The sequence below is a fragment of the Pseudaminobacter sp. Soil_N_29 genome (assembly GCF_057656055.1).
This window is the reverse complement of sequence record NZ_JBDGLC010000008.1, coordinates 269,471-291,596: the sequence shown is the minus strand read 5'-3', so window position 1 is coordinate 291,596 and position 22,126 is coordinate 269,471. Positions and strand designations below refer to the sequence as shown.

17 protein-coding genes are annotated in these 22,126 nt (G+C 65.5%); 9 read left to right on the top strand and 8 right to left on the bottom strand.

The features are described from left to right. Both AC3A4H_RS19075 and AC3A4H_RS19070 read right to left on the bottom strand, forming a co-directional pair. The coding region (locus AC3A4H_RS19075) for a CHASE3 domain-containing protein (protein ID WP_487768099.1) at positions 1-741 on the bottom strand (741 nt) is incomplete at its 3' end. A gap of 397 nt (positions 742-1,138) precedes the next feature. After that, positions 1,139-2,470: an NAD(P)/FAD-dependent oxidoreductase gene (locus tag AC3A4H_RS19070; RefSeq protein ID WP_487768098.1), complete on the bottom strand. Its 1,332-nt coding sequence runs from the start codon at positions 2,468-2,470 to the stop codon at positions 1,139-1,141. 376 nt (positions 2,471-2,846) lie between these two features. Between AC3A4H_RS19070 and AC3A4H_RS19065 the strand changes: the two genes are divergently transcribed. From AC3A4H_RS19065 to AC3A4H_RS19035, 7 genes are all read left to right on the top strand, one after another. Beyond that, positions 2,847-3,323 (top strand): hypothetical protein, encoded by a 477-nt coding sequence (locus tag AC3A4H_RS19065; RefSeq protein WP_487768097.1) that lies wholly within the window; start codon positions 2,847-2,849, stop codon positions 3,321-3,323. A gap of 3 nt (positions 3,324-3,326) precedes the next feature. Continuing rightward, a complete protein-coding gene (locus AC3A4H_RS19060) occupies positions 3,327-4,556 on the top strand; it encodes an HlyD family secretion protein (protein ID WP_487768096.1) in 1,230 nt (409 codons plus the stop codon). Between the two features lie 208 nt (positions 4,557-4,764). Continuing rightward, positions 4,765-5,172 carry a hypothetical protein gene (locus tag AC3A4H_RS19055; RefSeq protein ID WP_487768117.1) on the top strand — a complete coding sequence of 136 codons (408 nt, stop codon included), beginning with the start codon at positions 4,765-4,767 and terminating at the stop codon, positions 5,170-5,172. A 24-nt stretch (positions 5,173-5,196) separates the two neighbouring features. Next, on the top strand, positions 5,197-6,015 hold the full coding sequence (ppk2, locus tag AC3A4H_RS19050; protein WP_487768095.1) for a polyphosphate kinase 2: 819 nt from the start codon (positions 5,197-5,199) through the stop codon (positions 6,013-6,015). Positions 6,016-6,036: 21 nt separating this feature from the next. After that, complete coding sequence (locus tag AC3A4H_RS19045; RefSeq protein WP_487768094.1) at positions 6,037-7,662, top strand: CYTH and CHAD domain-containing protein; 1,626 nt, start codon at positions 6,037-6,039, stop codon at positions 7,660-7,662. An 80-nt stretch (positions 7,663-7,742) separates the two neighbouring features. Next, a complete protein-coding gene (locus AC3A4H_RS19040; protein WP_487768093.1) occupies positions 7,743-9,437 on the top strand; it encodes a SulP family inorganic anion transporter in 1,695 nt (564 codons plus the stop codon). A gap of 148 nt (positions 9,438-9,585) precedes the next feature. Further along, a complete protein-coding gene (locus AC3A4H_RS19035; protein ID WP_487768092.1) occupies positions 9,586-10,899 on the top strand; it encodes an NAD(P)/FAD-dependent oxidoreductase in 1,314 nt (437 codons plus the stop codon). Positions 10,900-10,921: 22 nt separating this feature from the next. Here AC3A4H_RS19035 and AC3A4H_RS19030 read toward each other — a convergent pair whose 3' ends face one another. Further along, a complete protein-coding gene (locus AC3A4H_RS19030; protein WP_487768091.1) occupies positions 10,922-11,761 on the bottom strand; it encodes an aldo/keto reductase in 840 nt (279 codons plus the stop codon). Positions 11,762-12,115: 354 nt separating this feature from the next. Between AC3A4H_RS19030 and AC3A4H_RS19025 the strand changes: the two genes are divergently transcribed. Then, positions 12,116-13,381: a Glu/Leu/Phe/Val family dehydrogenase gene (locus tag AC3A4H_RS19025; RefSeq protein WP_487768116.1), complete on the top strand. Its 1,266-nt coding sequence runs from the start codon at positions 12,116-12,118 to the stop codon at positions 13,379-13,381. 261 nt (positions 13,382-13,642) lie between these two features. Here AC3A4H_RS19025 and AC3A4H_RS19020 read toward each other — a convergent pair whose 3' ends face one another. The 3 genes from AC3A4H_RS19020 to AC3A4H_RS19010 all read right to left on the bottom strand — a co-directional run bounded on the left by AC3A4H_RS19020 (position 13,643) and on the right by AC3A4H_RS19010 (position 17,744). Then, positions 13,643-14,905, bottom strand: a complete 1,263-nt coding sequence (locus AC3A4H_RS19020; RefSeq protein ID WP_487768090.1) for an RNA polymerase sigma factor — start codon at positions 14,903-14,905, stop codon at positions 13,643-13,645. Further along, a complete protein-coding gene (locus AC3A4H_RS19015) occupies positions 14,902-15,276 on the bottom strand; it encodes a YciI family protein (protein ID WP_348779184.1) in 375 nt (124 codons plus the stop codon). The genes AC3A4H_RS19020 and AC3A4H_RS19015 overlap by 4 nt, the downstream gene beginning before the upstream one ends. Before the next feature lie 137 nt (positions 15,277-15,413). Next, positions 15,414-17,744, bottom strand: a complete 2,331-nt coding sequence (locus tag AC3A4H_RS19010; protein ID WP_487768089.1) for a Tex family protein — start codon at positions 17,742-17,744, stop codon at positions 15,414-15,416. Positions 17,745-18,012: 268 nt separating this feature from the next. Here AC3A4H_RS19010 and AC3A4H_RS19005 point away from each other — a divergent pair, with 268 nt between their 5' ends. Beyond that, the gene (locus AC3A4H_RS19005) at positions 18,013-18,366 is read left to right on the top strand and encodes a DUF423 domain-containing protein (protein ID WP_487768088.1); all 354 of its coding nucleotides are present in this window, start codon (positions 18,013-18,015) and stop codon (positions 18,364-18,366) included. Positions 18,367-18,382: 16 nt separating this feature from the next. On the opposite strand, the gene AC3A4H_RS19000 is transcribed toward AC3A4H_RS19005, so the two are convergent. Both AC3A4H_RS19000 and AC3A4H_RS18995 read right to left on the bottom strand, forming a co-directional pair. Continuing rightward, positions 18,383-19,936: an indolepyruvate oxidoreductase subunit beta family protein gene (locus AC3A4H_RS19000; RefSeq protein ID WP_487768087.1), complete on the bottom strand. Its 1,554-nt coding sequence runs from the start codon at positions 19,934-19,936 to the stop codon at positions 18,383-18,385. A gap of 1 nt (position 19,937) precedes the next feature. Beyond that, the gene (locus AC3A4H_RS18995) at positions 19,938-22,091 is read right to left on the bottom strand and encodes a thiamine pyrophosphate-dependent enzyme (RefSeq protein WP_487768086.1); all 2,154 of its coding nucleotides are present in this window, start codon (positions 22,089-22,091) and stop codon (positions 19,938-19,940) included. Positions 22,092-22,126: the final 35 nt, after the last annotated feature.

Sequence of the window (22,126 nt, the reverse complement as noted above, 5' to 3'; positions counted from 1 at the left end):
CGAAGCCAGCGCCCGCATCGCCGCCGTCATCTGGCTCACCGGCCGCGCGATCTGCCGCGACAGCCACCACGCAATCAGCACCAGAAACCCAACCGTCAGACCGGCACCGCCAAGCTGCAGATATTCTGCTGTACGTGCGGCGCTCTCCTTGACCGTACGGATGTTGCCGAGCCAAGCGGACACTTTCTCCTTCACCTCAGCGATGGCGTCTTGCACGGCTGCGTTCATTTCGGTTGCCCGTATCGAAGAAATGAGATCGCGCCCCCTCTCATAGGTGTCCGGCCTCCCCGCGAATTCGACCCCTGGGTCGCCGATCTCGGTGCGCCACTCACGCGCCATGGCACGAACGCGTTCGAGTGCCGCGTCCAGTTCCGCGTTACTGGAGGCCTCATTTTTGGCGGCGTCGATCGCGTTCTCGAACGCTCCCGTCGCAGCGCGGTAGCGCTTCAGCGCGTCGTCCCTGTGCGACAGCGCGTAGAGACGCGACAGGCTTAGGCGATTGATGTGAGAAGTTTCCGCCTTGTTGAGCTCGGTGAGCAAGCGGTTCACGGACTCATAATTTTCTCCGGCGGCTTCCACAGTGCCGAGCGCCCGCGTCAGAAGCAGCGAGACAACGACGCTGACAATCGTGACAGCGGAAAAGCCCAGCGCCAGCTTGCGCAGGATGCTCAGATTGGCGAGCGAGAAGCCTTGCCGCGCCGGGTTGGCGCGTGGGGCTTGATCGTATGCAGTAGAACTCATGGGTCGTTTCCTTGCCGTAGAGAAGACGAAACTCGGCTATCCGCGCGCAGCCGCCGGCACGAGTCCGGGCGCACGCCGAAAAGCCCTTCGGCCTCGCAGCGTCGCACGCATCAGCCTGCTTGCTGGCGGGTGCCGGCGATCTCGCGCGGGCAACCGGCTCAAAATGAATTTGGGAGAATTTTGATTGGGGCTTTACGGGAATGCGGTGGCGTTCTCAGCAGTCTGTCAGTTTGTTGTTATTGTTGATTTCACGAGAACGCCGATCGGATTCCATCCGGCACCGGCTTCCATGACCAATCGATCACAATGGCCCGAGCATAGCCCCTGGGTCATTACCCATTCGTAAAAAAAGTTAAACAAATGCAACCAGCGCTCCGGGCATCGGGCGGATTGCCTGTCAGAAGCCGCTGATCAGCTCGATCTTCGAGCCGTCCGAGAAGCGGCTGAAGCGAAAGTCCCTGGGGTCAACGACCGGTGTGCGCCCGGTGACGATATCGGCCATCAGCCTGCCGGCCGCAGGGCCGATGCCAAAGCCGTGGCCTGAAAAGCCGGTGGCGATGTGGAAGCCGCGGATGCTGTCGATCGCCGAGATCACGGGAACGGCGTCGGGCGTCACGTCGATATAGCCGGCCCAGCGCTGGGCCACCTCTGCCTTCTCGAACACCGGGAAGGCCTTCTTCAGGTTGGCGAAAGCGATGTCGGAAAGTTTCTTGGCCGGCTTCGGATCGAGCACGCGGCAATATTCGAACGGGCTCGCCTCGTCCAGCGACCAGCGGCTCGGGATGCGCGCCTCGTCGAAGAAGCGGCCGCCGAGGCGGAAGTTGAGCGAGCGCCATTCCTTGCGGAAGGCGGGCAGGAAATCGAGCGCGTGGCGGAACGAGTCTGGCACGATGTCGACGACGTTCTCATGGCCGGAGGCGATGGTGTAGCCGCCGTCCTGCCGCTTGCGCACGGCAAAGCCGTTGGACCACATGGCCTGCTCGGGGCCGCCTTCCAGCGGCTTGGTGCGCATGACCGAGTTCATCACCTTGAGCTGCGGCAGGTTGATGCCGTGCCGGCCCGAAAACAGGCTTGACCACGCACCCCCGGCCAGCACCACGGCCTTGCAGGCGATGGAGCCGCGCTCGGTGACGACGCCGGAGACGGCGCCGCCCGCCGTCTCGATGCCGCGCACCGCGCATTCGGTGAGAATGGACGCCCCCTTTTGGCGCGCCGCCTCGGCTATTGCGGGTGCGGCCTTCTGCGGCTCGGCGCGGCCATCGGCGGCGGTGTAGAGCGCGCCCGCGAGGTTCATCATGGTGCCGGGGAACATGTTGCGGAACTCGGCGCCGCTCAGCATGCGCGAGTCGAGCTGGTAGCCATCGAGATTGCGGTTCCAGCGCTCGTGGTCGGCATATTCCTGGTCGGTGGCGCAGGTGAAGATGATGCCGGCGCGCTTGTAGCCGGTGTCGCGGCCGATGCGCTGGTCGAGCGTGCTCCAGATGCGCAGCGCCTCCGCCATCAGCGGCACTTCGCGCGGATCACGGCGCGAGATGCGCACCCAGCCCCAGTTGCGGCTGGACTGCTCCTGGCCGATGCCGCCCTTCTCGCACAGCGCCACGCGCAGTTTCCGCTCTGCAAGCTCCAACGCCGTCGACGCGCCGATGATGCCGCCGCCGATGACGACGACGTCGACTTCCTTCGGCAATTCGGCGTCGCCATGAACGGGAACGACATAGGGACCGGGCATGTCAGAAACTCTCCTCCGCAGGCGGCGCCCTGCGATTTTGGCGGCATGAAACGTCACTTGCCGGCTCGATGCAACCGATTTGCGGTGCTGTGTGCCGTCCGGATATTGGGCCAGCCCGGCACTGCGGTCGGATGGCAAATGTGCCGAGGCGCACGCCCACGCAGCACCTTCGGCAGCGACATGCTGCAACAAGATATCGTGAGCGACGCAAGGCGTTGCCGCCTGTATAATTACGCCAGCAACAGACTGGCTGCGGAGCAGGCAGCGGGCAGGACCCAGCCGCCGGCGATTTGAACGAGATCAACGCCGGCCACCGCCCTGCCTTCTACAACAGGCGTTTGACGGCCAAGTTCTGCCTTTGAAGGAGGGCTCAGACATGGCGGAGTCATTGCATCCGGCGGCAGTGGATCATCTGCCCATATTCATCACGGCGCCAGGAGACACAGATGTCCTCTTCGTCGTGATGGTCGTCTTCCTCCTGCTGGTGATCTTCATGGTGGGGGTCCTGTACTTCCGGCTCCACGCCCTTCCCGAGCATATGGCGCATGGCGCCAGCAAGGGGCAGCTTGAGCTGGTGGCCGTGCTCGCGCTGATTGCCCTGTTCACGCACAATCACCTGTTCTGGATCGCGGCGCTTCTCCTGGCTTTGATCGATCTCCCGGACTTTGCCAGCCCCATGAACTCGATCGCCAACTCGCTCCGCAAGATAGCCGGCCAGGAAACCAGGCCGCCCGAACAGGCGTCGCCGGAGATCCCGGTGACACCGACAAAACCGCATCCGGTCCAGACCGAACCCCCGTTGACGCCGGTCGAACTGAAGCCCGGCGACAAGCTTTCCGAACGCAGGGGGTGAGCCATGCTTGAATTCATGATCTGCTCCCTGCTCACGATCTTTCCGGACTACCTTTTCCGCCGCTATGTCCAGGGCAAGAGGATCGGCCGGGAGATCAACCTCTATTCGATGTGGTTCGAGCTGCGCTGGGGCATCACCGCCTGCGTGATCCTGACCGTTTCGCTGATCACGATGATCTTCTATTTCCACCCTTCCACCACCAACGTCACCGCGATCTTCCGTACCGTCACCATCCTGCCGGAAGCGAATGGCCGCGTGGCGGAGGTGTTTGTCGGCACCAACGAGAAGGTGGCGGCCGGCGCTCCCTTGTTCCGGCTGGATGACGAGAAGCAGAAGGCCGCTGTCGAAACCGCCCGCCGGCGTGTCGCCGAGGTGGAAGCCGAAACGGAGGTGACGCAAACCCAGCTGGCCGAGGCCGATGGCCTGATCGCGCAGGCCGAAGGCGCCTACCAACAGGCCGTGGACGAATATGAGACGCAGGTCGAACTCAACCGGCGCAATCCGAATGTGGTGGCAAAGCGCGAAATCGAGAGGCGCCAGGTCGCCAGGGAGGCCAAGAAGGGCGGGCTGGCCGCCGCGGTGTCGAACAAGCAGACCTTGGAAACGAAGATCTCCTCACTGTTGCCGGCACAGAAGGCGAGCGCCGAAGCCGAACTCGCCCAGGCACAGGTGGAACTGGACAAGACTGTCGTGCGTGCCGGCACCGCCGGAACAGTTCAGCAGTTTTCGCTGCGGCCCGGCGACATCGTCAATCCGATGATCCGCTCCGCCGGTATCCTGATCCCCGAAGATCGCCGCATAGGACTGGTTGCGGGCTTCGGCCAGATAGAGGCCCAGGTCATCAGGAGAGGGATGATCGCCGAAGCCACCTGCATCGGCAAGCCCTTCACCATCATTCCGATGGTGGTCACCGAGGTCCAGAAGGTCGTTGCCGCCGGTCAGGTCCGCCCGACGGATCAACTGCTGGACGTGCAGCAGACAGCACGGCCAGGTACGCTGACCACCTATCTGGAGCCGCTGTTTCAGGGACAACTCGATGGCATCCCTCCGGGCAGCAGTTGCATCGCCAATGCCTACACCAGCAATCATGAGGAGCTGACACATGGAGACCTGAGCGCGCCGCACCGTTTCCTCCTCCACATGATCGATACGGTCGGGTTGGTGCACGCGATGATACTGAGGTTGCAGGCTCTCATGCTGCCGGTCCAGACGCTGGTCCTGACAGGGCATTGAAATCGTCAGCGGATGTCGAAGTGAACCCGTCCTGACGGAACCCGGAAAAGGTTGGAGAGTTTAACTTGGTCAGTCTGACCGCCGGAGTTGGGGGAATTGATTGAGCGCAAACGCGCCAGTCCGCCACGCAGAAGGTGCCAAGATGACCAGTAGCGCCGACAAGCCCGAGGACGACATCGAGAATTTGCTGCCAACGGCAAAGGACGTGATGCGCAAGATCGCGGCCGTCGAGGGCGAAAAGGCTTCACTCGAGTTGCAGCATGCCAAGGACGCCGAGGCGGAAAAGAAGAAGCTGATCGATCAGTTGCGCCAGCCGTCCGGGCTTTCGCGTGAAGGTCGCATCAAGCTGGCCGCGCAGGTTATCCAGCGCGCCGTCAACGCCGGCCTCACCGAGGTCGAGGTGTATCGCTTTCCCAACGAGCTCTGCACCGACCGCGGGCGCGCCCTCAACCAGGGCGAAGCGGGTTGGGAAGACACGCTGACCGGCATCCCACGAGAAATCTACGAATTGTGGCGCGAGCATCTCAAGCCGCGCGGCTACAAGATCCGCTATCAGGTCATCGACTATCCGGGCGGCATTCCCGGCGATATCGGAGTCACCCTCAGCTGGCATTGATGCCATTACGCCTGGTGAAACGCCATGTTGGAGAGCAGAGCGCAGGCAACCGACAGAACGACCGAGAAGATCGGCCGGAAAGCCTATGACAAGGCGTTGCGCAAGCTGCAGGTGGAGCTTTGCCATCTGCAGGCGTGGGTAAAGCAGAAGGGCCTGCGGGCGATCATCGTCTTCGAGGGGCGCGACGCGGCCGGCAAGGGCGGCACCATCAGGGTGCTGACCGAGCGGGTAAGCCCGCGCGTGTTCCGGGTGGTGGCGCTGCCCGCGCCCTCCGACCGCGAAAAGACCCAGATGTTCATGCAGCGCTACATCGAACGGTTCCCGGCCGCCGGCGAGATCGTGATCTTCGACCGCAGCTGGTATAATCGCGCCGGCGTCGAATATGTGATGGGCTTCTGCACGCCGGCCGAGCACGAGCGGTTCCTGGAATTGTGCCCGGAAGTCGAGAAATACATTGTCGACGGCGGCATCATCTTGATCAAGCTCTGGCTTGAGGTCGGGATGGAGGAGCAGGAACGGCGCTTTGCGGCGCGCATCGACGATCCGATGCGACAGTGGAAGCTGAGCCCGATGGACCTTGAATCCTACCGGCGCTGGTATGACTATTCCAGGGCACGCGACAGCATGCTGTTTGCCACGCACACCGATTTCGCGCCCTGGTACATCGTGCGGTCCGACAACAAGCGGCGCGCGCGCCTCAATTGTCTGGCGCATATCCTCAGCGCCATCCCATACAAGAAGCCGCCCAAGACACGCGTCAAGCTGCCTCCAAGATCGACAAAAGACGCCTATAATGACCAGGAAAGCCTGCGTCAGATGATGTTTGTCGAGGAAAGATACTGAATTCGGCAAGTGGGAGCGCCAATGGACTGGCAGAGAGGGCAGCACCGCGCCGCGCAGGCGACGGGTTCGGGAGGACGCGGCGAGGAAGTCATGGCTGCAAACCGCGAAGTCGAGCTCAAGCTTGCGGTGCCGCGCGGCGCGCTGAAGGACATCGGCAAGGTCGCGCAGGCCGCCGGCGCAATGCACGACACAAGCCCGCAGCCGCTTCGTTCCGTATATTTCGACACCCGCAAGCACAGGCTGCACAAGCGCGGCTATGTGCTGCGCCTTCGCAACAACGGTGGCTCCGGCAACATCCAGACGGTCAAGACCCTCAAATCCGCCGACGGCGGCCTGACCCGCGGCGAGTGGGAAACGGAAGTGCAAGGCAAGAAGCCCCGCGCCGACGCGCTGGGAAATTCCCCCCTGGCACAGGTTCTGGACGCCCCCGCCGGCTGGCGCAAGCTGCGGCCTCTCTTCACGGTCGAGGTCGAGCGCGACACCTACCTGCTGCATCGCGACGGCGCGACGATAGAGCTCGCGCTCGACGAGGGGGTAGTGCGCAACGAGCACGAGGAACAGAGCATCGTCGAGGCCGAGCTTGAGCTGAAGGCCGGCGAGCCGGGTGCGCTCTTTGCCTTCGCCCGCGAGATCAGCGTCGCCGTGCCTGCCTTGGTGTCGCTCACCTCCAAGGCCGAGCGGGGCTACCGCTTGCTGGCGGGTGAAACCTCGCGCCCTACCGTCAGCCTCGACTTCGCGCTGCATCGGAAAATGACCACGGCCGAGGCGGTCCGCGCCATCGGCTTCACCTGTCTTGCGGCGCTTTTCGACAACCTGGCGATCCTCGTCCGCGAAGGAACGCCGGATGCAGTGCACCAGTCCCGCGTCTGCGTGCGGCGCCTGCGCGCCCTGGTGTCCTTGTTCAAGCCGGCGCTGGACTGGCCCGATGGCCGGGCCATCCGCGCCGACCTGAAATGGCTCTGCGACCTTCTGGGCGACGTTCGCGAGCTCGACGTCTTCATCAAGTCGGTGCTTGAGCCCAGCGCCGCCGCCAATCCGGACGTGCCCGGCTTCAAGCCGCTGCTGGCCACGCTTCACGAGCGCCGCGACCACACCTATGACCTGGCCGTCGACGAACTTCGCTCGCCGCGGATGTCGGGCCTGAGCCTGGCTCTGGTTGCCCATCTCGAGGGCTTGCTGGCTCATGGCCCCCCCGGCAACAGCGCCCAGCGCGAGCGCGACAAGCCTGTTCGGCGCTTTGCCGCCAAGGAGCTTCGCCGGCGCCTGCGCTCGCTGCTGAAGGACAGCGCGGCGCTGGACCAGATGCCGTCGGAAGAACGGCACAAGATAAGGATCCGCGCCAAGAAGCTGCGCTACATGGCCGAGCCCTTCCAGGGCATCGTCGGGTGGAAGCGGTTTTCGGACGTGGTGTCGTCTCTCCACGAGATCCAGGACACATTGGGTGAGCTCAACGACTACAAGGTCAATCGGGAAATGGCGCTGGATTATGCCAAGCAGGCTCTAGATCCCGGTTCCGGCGACAGCTCGGCCGCGCTCGCCGCCGGCGTTGCCGCCGCCGGCGGCAGCGAGGATACCGCATCGGCCTTGAACAACGCCATTGCCGCACGCCGCCGGCTCGCGCGAGTCCCGGCCCTGCGCCCCGGCTGACATGATCCAGCCGGCCTCACGGCCGGCCGTTTCGCCTCGTGTTTCGCCTTCAAGGCTTGGTCCATGCGGGAAATTGGCAGATGCTTGCCCGGCTTCCTCTCCTGAGAGGGTTCAAGGGCTACGATCGCGCCTGGCTGGGCCGCGACGTGACCGCCGGCCTTGCCGTTGCCGCCGTGGCGATCCCGAGCGCGATCGCCTACCCCGCCATCGCGGGCCTGCCGGCGGAGGTGGGAATGTATTCCAGCATACTGCCGCTGGTTGGCTACGCCCTGTTCGGGCCGTCGCGCCAGCTCATCGTGGGGCCCGACGCCGCAACCATGACGGTTCTGGCCGCGGTTCTGGCGGGTACGGCGGCGGACATGCCGGCGGAACGCGTCGCGGCTGCCTCGGCGCTTGCACTGCTGGTGGGCGTTCTGTGCATCATCGGCGGCAGGCTGCACCTGGGGGTCGTCGCGGCCTTCCTGTCGCGGCCGATCCTGGTCGGCTTCATCAGCGGCATCTCCATTTCCATCCTGGTGGGGCAGATCGGGCGCTTTACCGGCCTGCGCATCGAGTCTTCCGGGCTGCTGCGGCCCCTGGTCGAGCTTTTCCAGAAGGCCGGGTTGGTCCATTGGCCGTCCGTTACGCTCGGCGCCGTCATGCTCGCCATCCTGCTTGCGCTGCGGCGCTCACGCATTCCAGGGCCGCTGGTTGTCGTTGTCATTGCGGTCGCGGCATCCGCGCTGTCCGGCTTCGAGAAAATGGGCATCAAGGTGGTGGGCGAGCTGCCCATGGCGCTTCCCGCGCCCTCGCTGCCCTCCGGAACCGGCCTTTCGGCCAGCGACCTCCTGCTCGGTGCAGCCGCGGTGTGGCTCGTCAGTCTCGGTTCGGGGCTGGTCGCCGCGCGAAGCTTCGCCGCACGGGGCAAATTCGATGTCGATGCCGATGCCGAGCTGACCGGGTTCGGGGTCGCAAACATCGCATCGGGGCTGTGCAGCGGCTTTCCGGTGACCGTCGCGGACTCGCGCACCGCGGTCAACCTGTCCGTCGGAGGGCGCACACAGCTTACCGGCATCGTCGCCGCCCTGGCACTCACGCTGGCGCTTCTCTTTCTCAACGACGCGCTGCGGCTGCTGCCGGTACCGGCCCTGGGCGCCATTCTGGCCGCCGCCGCCATCGGCCTGATCGACGTGGCCAGCCTGCGCGAGATCTGGCGCATCAGCCGGATGGAATTCGGCTTCGCAATGATCGGCATGTGGGGTGCGGTCAGCCTCGGCGTGCTCACCGGGGTGGTGGTCGCGGTCGCGGCCACCCTGCTCTACGTGCTGCTGAAGGAAATGCGCCCGCGCGACGCCATGCTCGGTCGTATCCCCGGCCGCAGCGGCTTCTACAAGCTGCACCGTTCCCGCACCGCGCGGCCCGTTCCCGGCCTCTCAGTCTGCCTGATCCAGGGAAGCCTGCTGTTCTTCAACATCGACTATGTCAGGGCGCGGCTGAAGAGCATCGTGCAGGCCCTGCCCGCGGAAACGCGCTGGTTCGTGCTCGATGCCAGCGCCATTGCCCAGGTGGATTCGACGGCCGCGGCCATGCTCGACGAAATGTGCGCCTTCTGCGCCGAGCGCGGCATCGCTCTCGGCATCGCGGAACTCCACATCGAGCCGATGGCAATTCTGGAGCGCTCGGGCGTGCTCGCCAAGATCGGCAGGCCCATGATCTTCGACGATCTCGAAGACATGCTGGCCGCGTTCAGGCACACGCGCGAGAAAAAGAAATCCGGAATGGTCGACCGGCCATAGCGCTGCACGCGCCCCGGCATTTGCAGCCAGGCCGCGATGCTGGCAATCTGGTTATGACGCCTGTTTCCTTGTCGCGACGCGGGCGAGCGGGTCGGCCGAGGTTTGCCAGAAGCCGGCCCGGTCGCCCCTTTCATGAAGCTGGCCAGCCATGTCCGGAAAAGTGCATGACCATCATGTGGTGATCGTGGGCGCCGGTTTCGGCGGCCTCGAAACGGTTCGGTGGCTGAAAGGGGCCGGGGTACGCATCACCCTGATCGATCGCCGCAACCATCATTTGTTCCAGCCGCTGCTCTATCAGGTCGCGACGGCTTCCCTCGCCACGTCGGAGATCGCCTGGCCGATCCGCCATCTCGTCAGCAACCGGCCCGAGGTGACGACCCTTCTGGCGCAGGTCGTCGGCATCGACACCGCCTGGCGCCGGGTGCTGCTGAATGACGGCAGTGCCGTCAACTACGACACGCTCGTGCTGGCGACCGGCGCGCGCCACGCCTATTTCGGCCACGACGAATGGGAACCTTTCGCCCCGGGGCTGAAATCGCTCGAAGACGCTATACGGCTGCGCCGGCGCATCCTGCTGGCCTTCGAGCGCGCGGAAAGGGAGTCCGACCCCCTCCGCCGCGCCGCGTTGCTGACATTCGTCATCATCGGCGGCGGCCCGACCGGCGTGGAGATGGCCGGCACCATCGCCGAGCTGGCCCGGGTGACCCTATGGCGCGACTACCGCAACATCGATACCCGCATGGCGCGGACCGTCCTGATCGAGGCGGGGCCGCGCATCCTGCCCAGCTTTCCACCGGACCTGTCGGCCTATGCGGAGCGGGCGCTGCAGTCGCTCGGGGTCGAAGTGCATCTGGGGCAGGCGGTGAGCGCCTGCGACGGGAATGGCGTCGTCTATGGCGAAAATCACCTGCCGGCGGCAACGGTGATCTGGGCGGCCGGGGTCGCCGCATCGCCGGCGGCGGAATGGCTCGGCGCGCCGGCCGACCGCGCCGGCCGCGTCGAAGTGGAGCCCAACCTTACCGTGCCGGGGCATCCGGACATCTTCGTCATCGGCGACACCGCCGCCGTCGCGGCACCGGACGGGTCACCTGTCCCGGGCATCGCCCCGGCGGCAAAGCAGCAAGGCCGCTATGTCGCGTCCGTCATAAGGGCGCGGCTGAAGGGCGACACGGCCATCGGGCCGTTCCGCTACAAACATGACGGCAGCCTGGCCACGATCGGCAAGAGGCTTGCGGTCATCGATTTCGGCTGGATCAAGCTGCGGGGCGCGCTTGCCTGGTGGATCTGGGGCATCGCGCACATCTTCTTCCTGATCGGTGTTCGAAACCGGCTCAGCGTGGCACTGAACTGGTTGTGGATCCATGCAACCGGACACCGCAGCGCCCTGCTGATCACGCAAGGCCGGCAGGCCACCATGTCCCCCGTCAAAGAGCGGCAGGACCACCGCGAGGGCGGGCCATGAGGCCCTGGCAGGCGCAATGCGTTCAGAGCATCGGCAGGCTCCCGGGCCAGCGGCCGCGCGGGAACGCCTGGTCTATGCGGGCGATCTCGTCTTCGCTCAGGCGCAGGTCGCCCGCGCCGGCGTTTTCCTCCGCATGAGCGGGGCTCGCAGCCTTGGGAATGGCGAAGATCGAGCTTTCCCGCGTCAGGAAGGCAAGCGCCACCTGCCGTGGCGTGGCCCCATGCTCGGCGCCGATCTCGGCAAGCAGCCGTCCCGCGGCCGAAGCCTCGTGGGGAAACGCCCCCTGGCCGAAGGGGCTGTAGGCCACGACCGCCACGCCATGGGCCTGGCACCATTGCATGATGCCATGCTCGATGGCGCGTTCCTGCAGAAAGTAGATCACCTGGTTGCAGGCGATCTTGCCCGGACCGGCCACGCTCAGCGCCTCTTCGAGATCCTCCACATCGAAATTGCTCACGCCCCAGGAGAGTATCTTGCCCGCCTTCTGCAAATCCTCGAAAGCCGCGAACGTCTGGTCGAGCGGATAGATGCCCCGCCAGTGCAGCAGGTAGCAGTCCAGCCGGTCCGTCCTGAGGCGCTTCAGCGATCTCTCGCAGGCGGCGATGGTGCCGGCGCGCGATGCGTTGCTGGGCAGCACCTTGGAAACGAGGAAGGCCTCGTCGCGTCGCCCGGCGACCGCCTCGGCCACCACCAGTTCGGCATCGCCGTAGAGTTCTGCCGTGTCGATATGCGTCATGCCGAGTTCCAGCCCGCGGCGCAGCGTCGCCACCGCCGAGGGCCAACGCGCCTCGTCAAGACGCCACGTGCCCTGCCCGATCCTGGAAACCTCGCGGCCGGTCGGCCCGAACAGATGGCGCTGCATGGCGGTGCTCCGGTCCGTCTTGACGTGCTGCTCCGATGGTAACGGCACGCCGAGGTTTCTGTTTCACCGATCGCGCCGCCATGTTCAAGCCGGGGTTTCCGTTGCGTGACAATCATATTTCCGCGACTGGCCCATTCTCATCGCCGCTAGAGGGGCAGAAAAGGCCCGGTCCGCCCCCGGGTAACGGTCAAAACGACCGAAAATTTCGAAAAAGAGCCGAGCGGGGGTACAAAAAATGCTCGCGAGAGGCAGTTTGTACCTTCTGTGGGTTGGCTTGGGGTGGCCAACTATGGCAAATGCAGGTCGCGCGTACCTTGCGCGTACGAACTGAGGATCTCAAAAGAAGGAACCATGATGTCTGAGGGAAGTCTTCTCGATAACGCTCTTGTCCGCCTCGACGAGGCAGCTGCACACCTGAACATCGACGCCGACGTCATCGAGAAACTGAAATTCCCACGAGAGACTACCAAGGTTCGCCTGATGATCCGCATGGACGACGGATCGCGAAAATCGTTCCTGGCATGGCGATGCCGATATGACGACACGCGCGGGCCGACCAAGGGCGGCATCCGCTTCCATCCCGATGCGACGATCGACGAGGTCGAGACGCTGGCCTTCTGGATGACCTTCAAATGCGCCGTGATGAACCTGCCCTATGGCGGCGGCAAGGGTGCCGTGCAGGTCGATCCGCGCAAGCTCTCCAAGGCCGAGGTGGAACGCCTTTCGCGTGCCTATATCCAGGCCTTCGCCCGTATCATCGGCCCCGACCGCGACATTCCGGCGCCCGATGTCTACACCAACTCCATGATCATGGGCTGGATGGCCGACGAATATGCCCAGATCGTCGGCCAGGCCGAGCCTGCCGTCATCACCGGCAAGCCGATCGCGCTTGGCGGCTCGCTGGGCCGCGGTGATGCCACTGCCCGCGGCGGCTACTATCTGGTGCGCCACCTGGCCAAGGATCTCGGCCTGGCCTCCAGCATGCGCGTCGCCATTCAGGGCTTCGGCAATGCCGGCCAGCACATCGCCCGCCTGCTCGCCTCCGACGGCCACAAGATCGTGGCGGTGTCGGACTCCGAGGGCGCGGTCTATGCGGCCGGCGGCCTTGACCTCGACGCGCTGTTCGCGGCCAAGAACGAGGGGCACTCCGTCGTCTCGACCGCGGGCAAGAACGGCCATCAGGCCCTCTCGGCCGACGATCTCGTCGGCGTGGAATGCGAACTGCTGGTTCCGGCGGCACTCGAGAACATGATCCACGAGGACAACGCCGCCAGCGTCAAGGCCAAGCTGGTTCTCGAACTCGCCAATGGTCCCGTGACGCCGGAAGCCGACGAGATCCTGGCCGAGAACGGCGTGATCGTGCTGCCCGACATACTGGCCAATGCCGGCGGGGTCACCGTGTCCTACTTCGAGTGGGTGCAGAACCGCCAAGGCTACTACTGGACGGTCGAGGAAATCCACGTGCGCCTGCGCACCATCATGGAGCGCGAGGGCCAGGCGATCTGGGACATCTCCCGCGAGAAGAACGTGACCATGCGCACCGCGGCCTATGTCCACGCGCTGAGCCGTCTGGCCGAAGCCATCGAGGCCCACGGCACGCAGAACTTCTTCATGAGCTGAAAAGGATGACGGGCGCGGCAGCGCCCCTCTCCGTCTCGCCCCTCAGGGGGCAATTGCATTCGAAATGCCCCCCACCCCTGCCCCTCCCCACAAGGGGGAGGGAAACCTTGCTGCAACCGTCCAGCGCCAATCTTCACCGTTCTTGGTGGCTGTGGCGGCGAAATCGTCCCCTCCCCCTTGTGGGGAGGGGTAAGGGGTGGGGGTACAAGCACGCCGACGATAGCCCTGCCCTTGGAGGGGAGCAGCCGAACGAGGGGGACGTCATTCGGCCCGTTCGACGCCTTCCTTCATCAGCCGGTCCAGGTGCATGCGGATATGCGCCGCTTCCGCTGGCGTGTTGGCCAGCGCGATGGCGCGGTCGAAGGCGCAGCGGGCATCGGCCGAACGGCCAAGCTGCATCAGCAGATAGCCCTTGAGCCCAAAGAAATAGAAATAGCCCGACAGGCGTTCTTCCAGCGGCTCGACAAGGGTCAGCGCCGCCTCGGGTCCTCGCACCTTGGCAACCGCGACCGCGCGGTTCAGCGTCACCACCGGTGACGGCTCCTGCCGCTCCAGCATGGCATAGAGCAGCTCGATCTCGGTCCAGTCGGTATCTTCCGCCTTCGCCGCGCGCGCATGGAGCGCCGCAATCGCCGCCTGCAACAGATACGGCCCCGGCTGGCGATGGCGCATCGCCTTGTCGATCAGCGCCAGCCCCTCTGCGATCATCGCCCGGTTCCACAGGCTGCGGTCCTGGTCTTCCAGCAGGATGATGGAGCCTTCGGCATCGAACCGCGCGGCGGTGCGCGAATGCTGCAGCAGAAGCAGCGCGGTGAGGCCCATGATCTCCGGCTCGGTGGGAAAAAGCCTGAGCAGCAGGCGCGCGAGACGGATCGCCTCGTCGCAGAGCGGCGCGCGGCGCTCCGCCTCCTCCACGCCCGCCGAGTAACCCTCGTTGAAGATCAGGTAGATCATTGCCGCGACCGCCGCGAGGCGTTCGGACCGCTCCACCGCGCCCGGCGCCTCATAGGGTACATCGGCGCGCGCGATGCGCCCCTTGGCCCGGGTGATGCGCTGTTCCATCGCCGCCTCGCTAACGAGGAAGGCACGGGCGATCTGCCTAACGCTCAAGCCAGACACGATGCGCAGCGCCAGCGCCACCTGCTGCGTGGCCGGCAGATCGGGGTGGCAGCAGATGAACATCAGCCGCAAGATGTCGTCGCGGTAGTCGGCGCCGTCCAGCCGCTCGACCATCGGCGTCTCGACATCGTCGAGGTCGGACACCGTCTCCTCCGGCGGCATCGGCGCCTGCTTGGCCCGACGCCGCACCGCATCGATGCCGCTGTTGCGGCCGACGAAGATCAGCCACGCCGCCGGATTGCGCGGCGGGCCGTTCACCGGCCAGTTCTTCAGCGCCCGCAGGCACGCCTCCTGGAACGCTTCCTCCGCCGCGTCGAGATCGCGGAAATAGCGGAGAAGCGCGCCGACCACCTGCGGCCGGGCGGCCGTCAGCGCGTCGTCTATCCAGGAGGGGTCGGCGGTCATGCGGTCAATGCTCCGGGTTGGAAGATGCCGATCGGCCGGACTTCATAGACGCCGGGGCCGCGATTGGCGGCCTGCAATTCCTTGGCGATGTCCAGGGCCTCGTCGAGCGTTTCGCAATCGACGACGTAGAAACCCAAAAACTGCTCCTTGGTTTCGGCAAAGGGGCCGTCGATCACCAGCGGCCCCTCGCGGCCCTTGCGCAGCGTGGTGGCGGCGGTGGTGGGCAGAAGCCGCACGACTGGGCCGAGCTTGCCGGACCTGGCGATCTTTTCCTGCACGGCGCCCAGCCGCGCCATCACTTCGTCGTCCTCCTGCTTGGTCCAGGAGCCGACCACGTCTTCGGAATTGTAGCAAAGGATTGCGTAGAGCATCCGTATCCTCCGTCCTGTTGAATGACGAATGAGTAACGCAATCGCCGACAGGACGCAGGACAAATCTTCCACCAACAAAAACGCCGGCGGGATCACTCCCACCGGCGTCGATTTTTTGTCCCTGGCCGTAAAGCCGACTATTTGCGCTTCATCGCCTCCAAGAGCGCGGCACCAAAGGCACCCTGGGGCGCGCCGCCGCCCTTCTGCTGCGGGGCCGACTTGTTGAACGACTTGCCGCCGCCACCGCCGCGCTGCGGGCGGTCGTCGCGCGAGGCGGGGCCCGAGCGCGCGCCCGCGCCATCGTCGTGCTTGCGCATCGACAGGCCGATGCGCTTGCGCTTGATGTCGACCTCGACCACGCGCACCTTCACCACGTCGCCGGCCTTCACCACCTCATGCGCGTCCTTCACGAAGCGGTCGGCAAGCTGCGACAGGTGCACCAGCCCGTCCTGATGCACGCCGATATCGACAAAGGCGCCGAAGGCGGCGACGTTGGTCACCGTTCCTTCCAGCATCATGCCGGGCTTCAGGTCCTTGATGTCGTCGATGCCGTCGGCAAAGGTCGCGGTCTTGAATTCCGGGCGCGGGTCGCGGCCGGGCTTTTCGAGCTCGGCGATGATGTCGCGCACGGTCGGCAAGCCGAAGCGCTCGTCAACAAAAACCCGCGGGTCTAGCCCCTTCAGCGTGGCGCTGTCGCCCATCAGCGCGCGCAGGTCGCGGCCGCAGGCGGCGACGATCTTCTTGGCCACGCCATAGGCTTCGGGGTGCACTGCCGAAGCGTCCAGCGGCTCGGCGCCGTTCGGAATGCGCAGGAAGCCGGCGCACTGCTCGAAGGTGCGCTGGCCGAGACGCGGCACGTTGAGCAGGTCCTTGCGGCTGGCGAACGGGCCGTTCGCATTGCGATGCGCCACCACGGCTTCGGCCAGCGACGCGCCGAGGCCGGACACGCGCGCCAGAAGTGCGGCTGACGCCGTGTTGAGGTCCACGCCCACCGCGTTCACCGCATCTTCCACAACCGCGTCGAGCGAGCGGGCCAGGCGGTACTGGTCGACATCGTGCTGGTATTGGCCGACGCCGATGGACTTCGGCTCGATCTTGACCAGCTCGGCCAGCGGGTCCTGCAAGCGCCGCCCGATCGACACCGCGCCGCGCAGCGACACGTCGAGGCCGGGGAACTCGGCCGCCGCCGTCTCCGACGCCGAATAAACCGAGGCGCCCGCCTCGCTGACGATGACCTTCAACGGCTTGGGTGCGGGCATCGCGGCCAGCATGTCGGCCACGAGCTTTTCGGTTTCGCGGCTGCCGGTGCCGTTGCCGATTGCGACCAGCTCGACCTTGTGCTTGCGGATGAGGCTCGCCAGTTCGGCCTGCGTGCCGCGCACATCGTTCCTCGGCGGGAACGGATAGACGGTGGTCGTGTCGAGCAGCTTGCCGGTCTGGTCGACCACGGCGACCTTCACGCCGGTGCGGATGCCCGGATCGAGGCCCATCGTAGCGCGCGAGCCGGCAGGAGCGGCCAGCAGCAAATCCTTCAGGTTGCGCGCGAAGACGCGGATCGCCTCTTCCTCGGATTTTTCACGCAGTTCGCGCATCAGGTCGAGCGAGAGCGACAGCGAGAGTTTTACGCGCCAGGTCCAGCCGGCGACCTCGGCCAGCCACTGGTCGCCAGGGCCCTGCCGGCCGATGGCGTAGGCCTCGGCGATCATGCGCTCCACCGGCTTCACCGGCGAGGTGTCGTCGGCATCCACTTCGATCTCGAGCGACAGCACTTCCTCGTTGCGGCCGCGCAGCATGGCAAGCGCGCGGTGGCTCGGCACGTTGGCCCAGCGTTCGACATGGTCGAAGTAGTCCGAGAATTTCGCGCCAGCCTCCTGCTTGCCGTCCACCACTTTCGAGCGCAGGAAGGCGCGTTCCTTCATGTAGTTGCGCAGGCGGCCGACGAGGTCGGCGTTTTCGGCGAACTGTTCGGAAATGATGTCGCGCGCGCCATCGAGCGCGGTCTTCACGTCCGGCACGTCATCGGTGATGTAGCCTTGCGCCAGTTCCGCCGGCACTGCGGCCCGGTCGGCAAGAATCGTCTCGGCCAGCGGCCCAAGGCCCCGCTCGCGCGCAATCTCGGCGCGGGTGCGGCGCTTGGGTTTGTAGGGCAGATAAAGGTCTTCGAGCTCGGCCTTGGTAGTAACGGCGGCGATCGCCACCTCCAGCTCGTCGGTCAGCTTGCCCTGACTGCGGATCGATTCGAGGATGGTGGCCCGGCGCGCATCCATCTCGCGCACATAGATCAGCCGCTCGGCCAGCGTGCGCAGCTGCGTATCGTCGAGACCGCCGGTCACTTCCTTGCGGTAGCGGGCAATGAACGGCACGGTGGCGCCTTCGTCCAGAAGCCCGATTGCGGCTGCGGCCTGTTCGGGCCTGGAATTGATGTCGGCCGCGATGAGCGCGGCAATGCGTTGAATGTCTGCGGCCATGTCGTTTCCACTGTCGACGATAGGGCGGCGACCATAGGTCCGATCGCGCCACCATGCCAATCGCCGAAGATGACGGCGAAAACTGGGTCCACAGGAAAGCCGTCCACAGCTTCGTCGCCCGCCCCGACGCCGCGAATTCCTGGCGCGGGCCCTTTTTCCAGATCGACGCCCCGGATCCCGGCGAATTGTCGCTGGCGCACGCGATTCAATCTGGACGCGAAAGGTTCTATAGTTCACGCGACATTCGAGGAACCTAGGGAGGCAAGCCATGCACAGCGACCGATTTCTTCTCGGCGCAGGCGGATTGGCCGGCGCGGCCGGCGTGACGGTGGCGGCCATGGCGGCGCATGCGGGCGGCGCGCATATGCAGACCGCTTCCTCCTTCCTGCTGGCGCATGCGCCCGCACTGCTGGCCATTGGTCTTGTGGCGGCAACCAGCCTGCTGCGCCTTTCCGGTTACGTGCTGCTCGCCGGCGTGATCCTGTTCGTCGGCGATCTTCTGGCCCGTGATTTCCTGGGCGACCGGCTGTTCCCCTACGCGGCGCCGATCGGCGGCACGCTGCTGATCCTCGGCTGGCTGCTGGTATTCATCTCGGCCTTTTTCAGGCAGAAATCGAGATAACGGCCGCGACGCTCTCCTACAGCGTCGCGATTGTCTTCAGCGCGCCGTCGAGCATGGTGCCCTTCTCGTCCTTCAGCGCCGCCTCTCGCAGGCGACGGAGCCAGTCGGCGGCGTCCGGGCGTCCCTCGAGCAGCGGCAGGCCGGAAAGCACGCGGTCGAATTTCGACTGCGCCCGCACGTGGGTGTCGCTGTAGCCCTTGATCAGGCGGCGGCAGTTGAGGATCTCCACCGCCAGCGCATAGTCGCTCGCCACACGGCCGAGCGCCAACTGATACCAGCGCTCCAGATGCTCGGCCTCGACCTTATGGCGCAAGAGCTTGCGTCGCCACCGCCGCAATCCCCCAATGAACCAGAGCGCCGCAAAGCCGGCAAAACTGTCGGTGCGGACGCGCCTTCCATGGTTGATGCGGCGGTCGAGCCAGCCGGCCAGCTTCGGCCGGCTCTCGACATAGCTGCCCAGCGCCGCCGGCATCGTGCCGCAGAATTCCTCGATGCGCGGGTGGAAATATTCGGTCACCTGCAGGATGTTGCCGTCCTTGACGCCGACTTCCTTGCGCACGCGCTGGTCGCGGGTCGAGCGCGTCTTCAGGTCAGCCACGCGGATCATGTCGTCGTAGCACATGGCGTTGGCGACATGCTTTGCGGCCGCGATCGACAACGCATAGTCATGGCTTGCATCGTCCAGCTTCAGCGCCTGGTCGACGCGGTCGAGATATTCCGCGCCATAGGCGAGGTCTTGGTAGTCGACCACCTTCTGCAGGCCACGCCCGGCCATGTCGCGCAGCGCTTCGGGATAGGCATCGACACGCGCTCGCAGCGCCTGCCAGCCCATAATCAGTCTATCCGGACCGCTCACGCCGTGCGAAGAAATCTTCACCGCCTGGGCCGGAGCGGCGTCGGGCTCGATGCCCTCTTCCACAAGGCGCCGCGTGCGCTCATAGGCGCCGGCAAAAGCTGCAAGGCTGGCCTTCACGCCGCGACCGGATGCGCGGATGGTCTCCTCATAGCTTTCGCGCGGGAAAGGCAGCGCCCCGGAGCCCGCCAGGGCACCGAACAGGCTCGACGAGATCACCGAGCCCGCCTCGACGGCAACCTTTTCCATGTCGAAGGCGACCAGGCGCTTCGAGGCCTGCTCGGCCGCCGCGCGCACCTTTTCGGACGAGGCGCGGCCGTCGCCCGGCTCGATCTTCTCCGACACCGCGGCAATGCGGTGCGAGGAGGCGATCAGCGTCGTGCGGTCGGGTGTCACGAAACCGCGCATGACGGCGCGGCCGGCTTCCATCAGCTCGGCGGCGATAAGGATATCGACGTCGCCCTGCGCCGGCGACAGCGCGAAGATCGGCCGGCGGCCGGTGTCGCGGCACATCTCGACGTAATAGATCGTAGCGCCCGTGCGCTGGGCCACGCCAGCAACCGAGGTCGACTGCGCCAGATAGCCGTTGCGCTCGGCAACGTCGGTGATCCAGTCGGTCAGCACGCCGCCGCCCTGCCCGCCCACGGCGAGCGCGGCCAGCTTGATGATGCCGCCATCGGCGGCGAGTTTCGGGGTCTTCGGAGCCAAAACCGTCATGTCACGCATCCGCGAAAGTCAGGCGGCGGCTTTCGCGGCGCCTCTGCATGAAACCGATGAGTTTGCGGCGCATCTTTTCCAGGAACTGGTCCCACTTGCCGGGATTGTGCACCACGTCGGCGCGGTAGAAGGAGGGACACAGCACAGCCGCATCCGCCACCTCGCCGCAATTGCCGCAGCCCACGCAGGTCTGGTCGATATGCGCCACGGGGTCGTCGCGCAGCGGATCGTCCAGCGACTTCACCGACAGCGAGGGACAACCCGAAAGCCGCATGCAGGCGTGGTCGCCGGTGCAGATGTCCTCGTCCACGCCGAATTTCGGCTTCACCACGCGCTCGCCGCCCTTGATGGCATTGGCCACCAGCGGCTTTTCGCGGCGCTGGCGGTTGAGCATGCATTCGGACGAGGCGACGATGACTTTCGGGCCGCTCTCCTCGGTCGTCAGCGCCTCGCGCAGCGTGTCGCGCATCTTGCCGACGTCATAGGTGCGCTCGAGGTGGCGGACCCATTTCACGCCCATGCCCTTCACCGCCTCGGTGATGGGATGCTTTGTGGACTTCGTGCGGTTGGTCGCCCGCGAGGACAAAATATCCTGGCCGCCGGTGGCGGCGGAGTAGAAATTGTCGACGATCACGATGACGCCGTCGTTCTTGTTGAACACCGCGTTGCCGATCGAGGAGGTCAGGCCGTTGTGCCAGAAGCCGCCGTCGCCGACGAAGGAGATCGAGCGGCGCTTTGCGTCCGGCGAGTTGAAGGCCGAGGCGGAAGCCGGCCCCAGGCCATAGCCCATCGTCGTCGCACCCAGCTCGAAGGGCGGCATGATCGAGAACAGATGGCAGCCGATGTCGGAGGCGATGTGATGCGGCCCCATCTCCTGCTCCACCAGCTTGGTGGCCGCAAAGATCGGGCGCTCCGGGCAGCCCGTGCAGAAGCCGGGCGGACGACCCGGCACGATTGCCGCGAGGTTTGAGACCTCGTTGCTGTCGTCCTGCTTGTTGGGCGCGCGGAACTGCACCGGCAGCATCTGCGGGGCGCTCTCGCGCAGGAAGGCGCTGATGCCGTCCAGCATCACCTGGCCGGTATATTCGCCGGCAACCGGCAGATATTCCTTGCCGACCACATGCGTGTCGCGCCCGGCCTTGTGCAGCATGTTGCCAAAAGCCTGCTCGATGTAGTTCGGCTGGCCTTCCTCCACCACGAGCACGGCATCCTTGCCCTCGCAGAAGCCCAGAAACTCGTCGTCGATCAGCGGATAGACGGCGTTGAGCACATAGATCGGCACTTCCGTCTCGCCATAGATGTCGGCAAGACCGATGCGTTCCAGCGCGCGCATGACCGAATTGTACATGCCGCCCTGGCAGACGATGCCGACCTTGGCCGCCTCAGGGCCGAAGAACTCGTTGATCTTGCGCGAGCGGATGAAATCCACCGCCGCCGGCCAGCGCTTGGCGATCTTCTCCTTCTCATGGATGAAGGAGGCGGGCGGCAGCACGATGCGGGCGGTGTCGCGGCGCGGGTTTTCGAGCGCATCGGCCACCGTCATGGCCGGGCGCTTGTTGTCCTTGGCGGTGAAGCTGCCATGCACGTGGCAGCAGCGAATGCGTACCTGCAGCATGACCGGCGTGTTCGAGGCCTCCGACAGCTCGAAGCCGTCCTCCACCGCCTTGACGATGGAAGGCAGGTTCGGGCGCGGGTCGAGCAGCCACACCTGGCTCTTCATCGCGAATGCATGGCTGCGCTCCTGCATGATGGAGGAGCCTTCGCCATAGTCCTCGCCGACGATGATCAGCGCGCCGCCGGTGACACCGCCGGAAGCCAGGTTCGCCAGCGCGTCGGAGGCGACATTGGTGCCGACGGTGGACTTGAAGGTGGCCGCGCCGCGGATCGGATAGTGCACCGAAGCCGCCAGCATGGCGGTCGCGGTAGCCTCCGAGGCGCTCGCCTCGAAATGCACGCCGAGCTCGCCCAGAATGTCCTGCGCATCGGCCAGAACGTCCATCAGGTGGCTGATCGGCGCGCCCTGATAGCCGCCGACATAGCCGACGCCGCATTGCAGCAACGCCTTGGTGATGGCCAGAATGCCTTCGCCGGAAAATTCCTCGCCGGCGCCCAGGCGCAGCTTCTCGACTTCCTTCACAAAGGACCGTTCAGCCATTGGAAGCCTCCTTCACATGGATGCGCCGCGTGGCG

Bases quoted from the DNA above. Each gene is read 5' to 3' on its own strand.
- AC3A4H_RS19030 (WP_487768091.1), bottom strand. From the start codon at position 11,761: ATGCAGCGCCATCTGTTCGGGCCGACCGGCCGCGAGGTTTCCAGGATC.
- AC3A4H_RS19025 (WP_487768116.1), top strand. From the start codon at position 12,116: ATGTCTGAGGGAAGTCTTCTCGATAACGCTCTTGTCCGCCTCGACGAG.
- ppk2 (WP_487768095.1), top strand. From the start codon at position 5,197: ATGTTGGAGAGCAGAGCGCAGGCAACCGACAGAACGACCGAGAAGATC.
- AC3A4H_RS19060 (WP_487768096.1), top strand. From the start codon at position 3,327: ATGCTTGAATTCATGATCTGCTCCCTGCTCACGATCTTTCCGGACTAC.
- AC3A4H_RS19055 (WP_487768117.1), top strand. From the start codon at position 4,765: ATGCGCAAGATCGCGGCCGTCGAGGGCGAAAAGGCTTCACTCGAGTTG.
- AC3A4H_RS19070 (WP_487768098.1), bottom strand. From the start codon at position 2,470: ATGCCCGGTCCCTATGTCGTTCCCGTTCATGGCGACGCCGAATTGCCG.
- AC3A4H_RS19010 (WP_487768089.1), bottom strand. From the start codon at position 17,744: ATGGCCGCAGACATTCAACGCATTGCCGCGCTCATCGCGGCCGACATC.
- AC3A4H_RS19005 (WP_487768088.1), top strand. From the start codon at position 18,013: ATGCACAGCGACCGATTTCTTCTCGGCGCAGGCGGATTGGCCGGCGCG.
- AC3A4H_RS19035 (WP_487768092.1), top strand. From the start codon at position 9,586: ATGTCCGGAAAAGTGCATGACCATCATGTGGTGATCGTGGGCGCCGGT.
- AC3A4H_RS18995 (WP_487768086.1), bottom strand. From the start codon at position 22,091: ATGGCTGAACGGTCCTTTGTGAAGGAAGTCGAGAAGCTGCGCCTGGGC.
- AC3A4H_RS19045 (WP_487768094.1), top strand. From the start codon at position 6,037: ATGGACTGGCAGAGAGGGCAGCACCGCGCCGCGCAGGCGACGGGTTCG.
- AC3A4H_RS19020 (WP_487768090.1), bottom strand. From the start codon at position 14,905: ATGACCGCCGACCCCTCCTGGATAGACGACGCGCTGACGGCCGCCCGG.
- AC3A4H_RS19040 (WP_487768093.1), top strand. From the start codon at position 7,743: ATGCTTGCCCGGCTTCCTCTCCTGAGAGGGTTCAAGGGCTACGATCGC.
- AC3A4H_RS19065 (WP_487768097.1), top strand. From the start codon at position 2,847: ATGGCGGAGTCATTGCATCCGGCGGCAGTGGATCATCTGCCCATATTC.
- AC3A4H_RS19000 (WP_487768087.1), bottom strand. From the start codon at position 19,936: ATGACGGTTTTGGCTCCGAAGACCCCGAAACTCGCCGCCGATGGCGGC.
- AC3A4H_RS19015 (WP_348779184.1), bottom strand. From the start codon at position 15,276: ATGCTCTACGCAATCCTTTGCTACAATTCCGAAGACGTGGTCGGCTCC.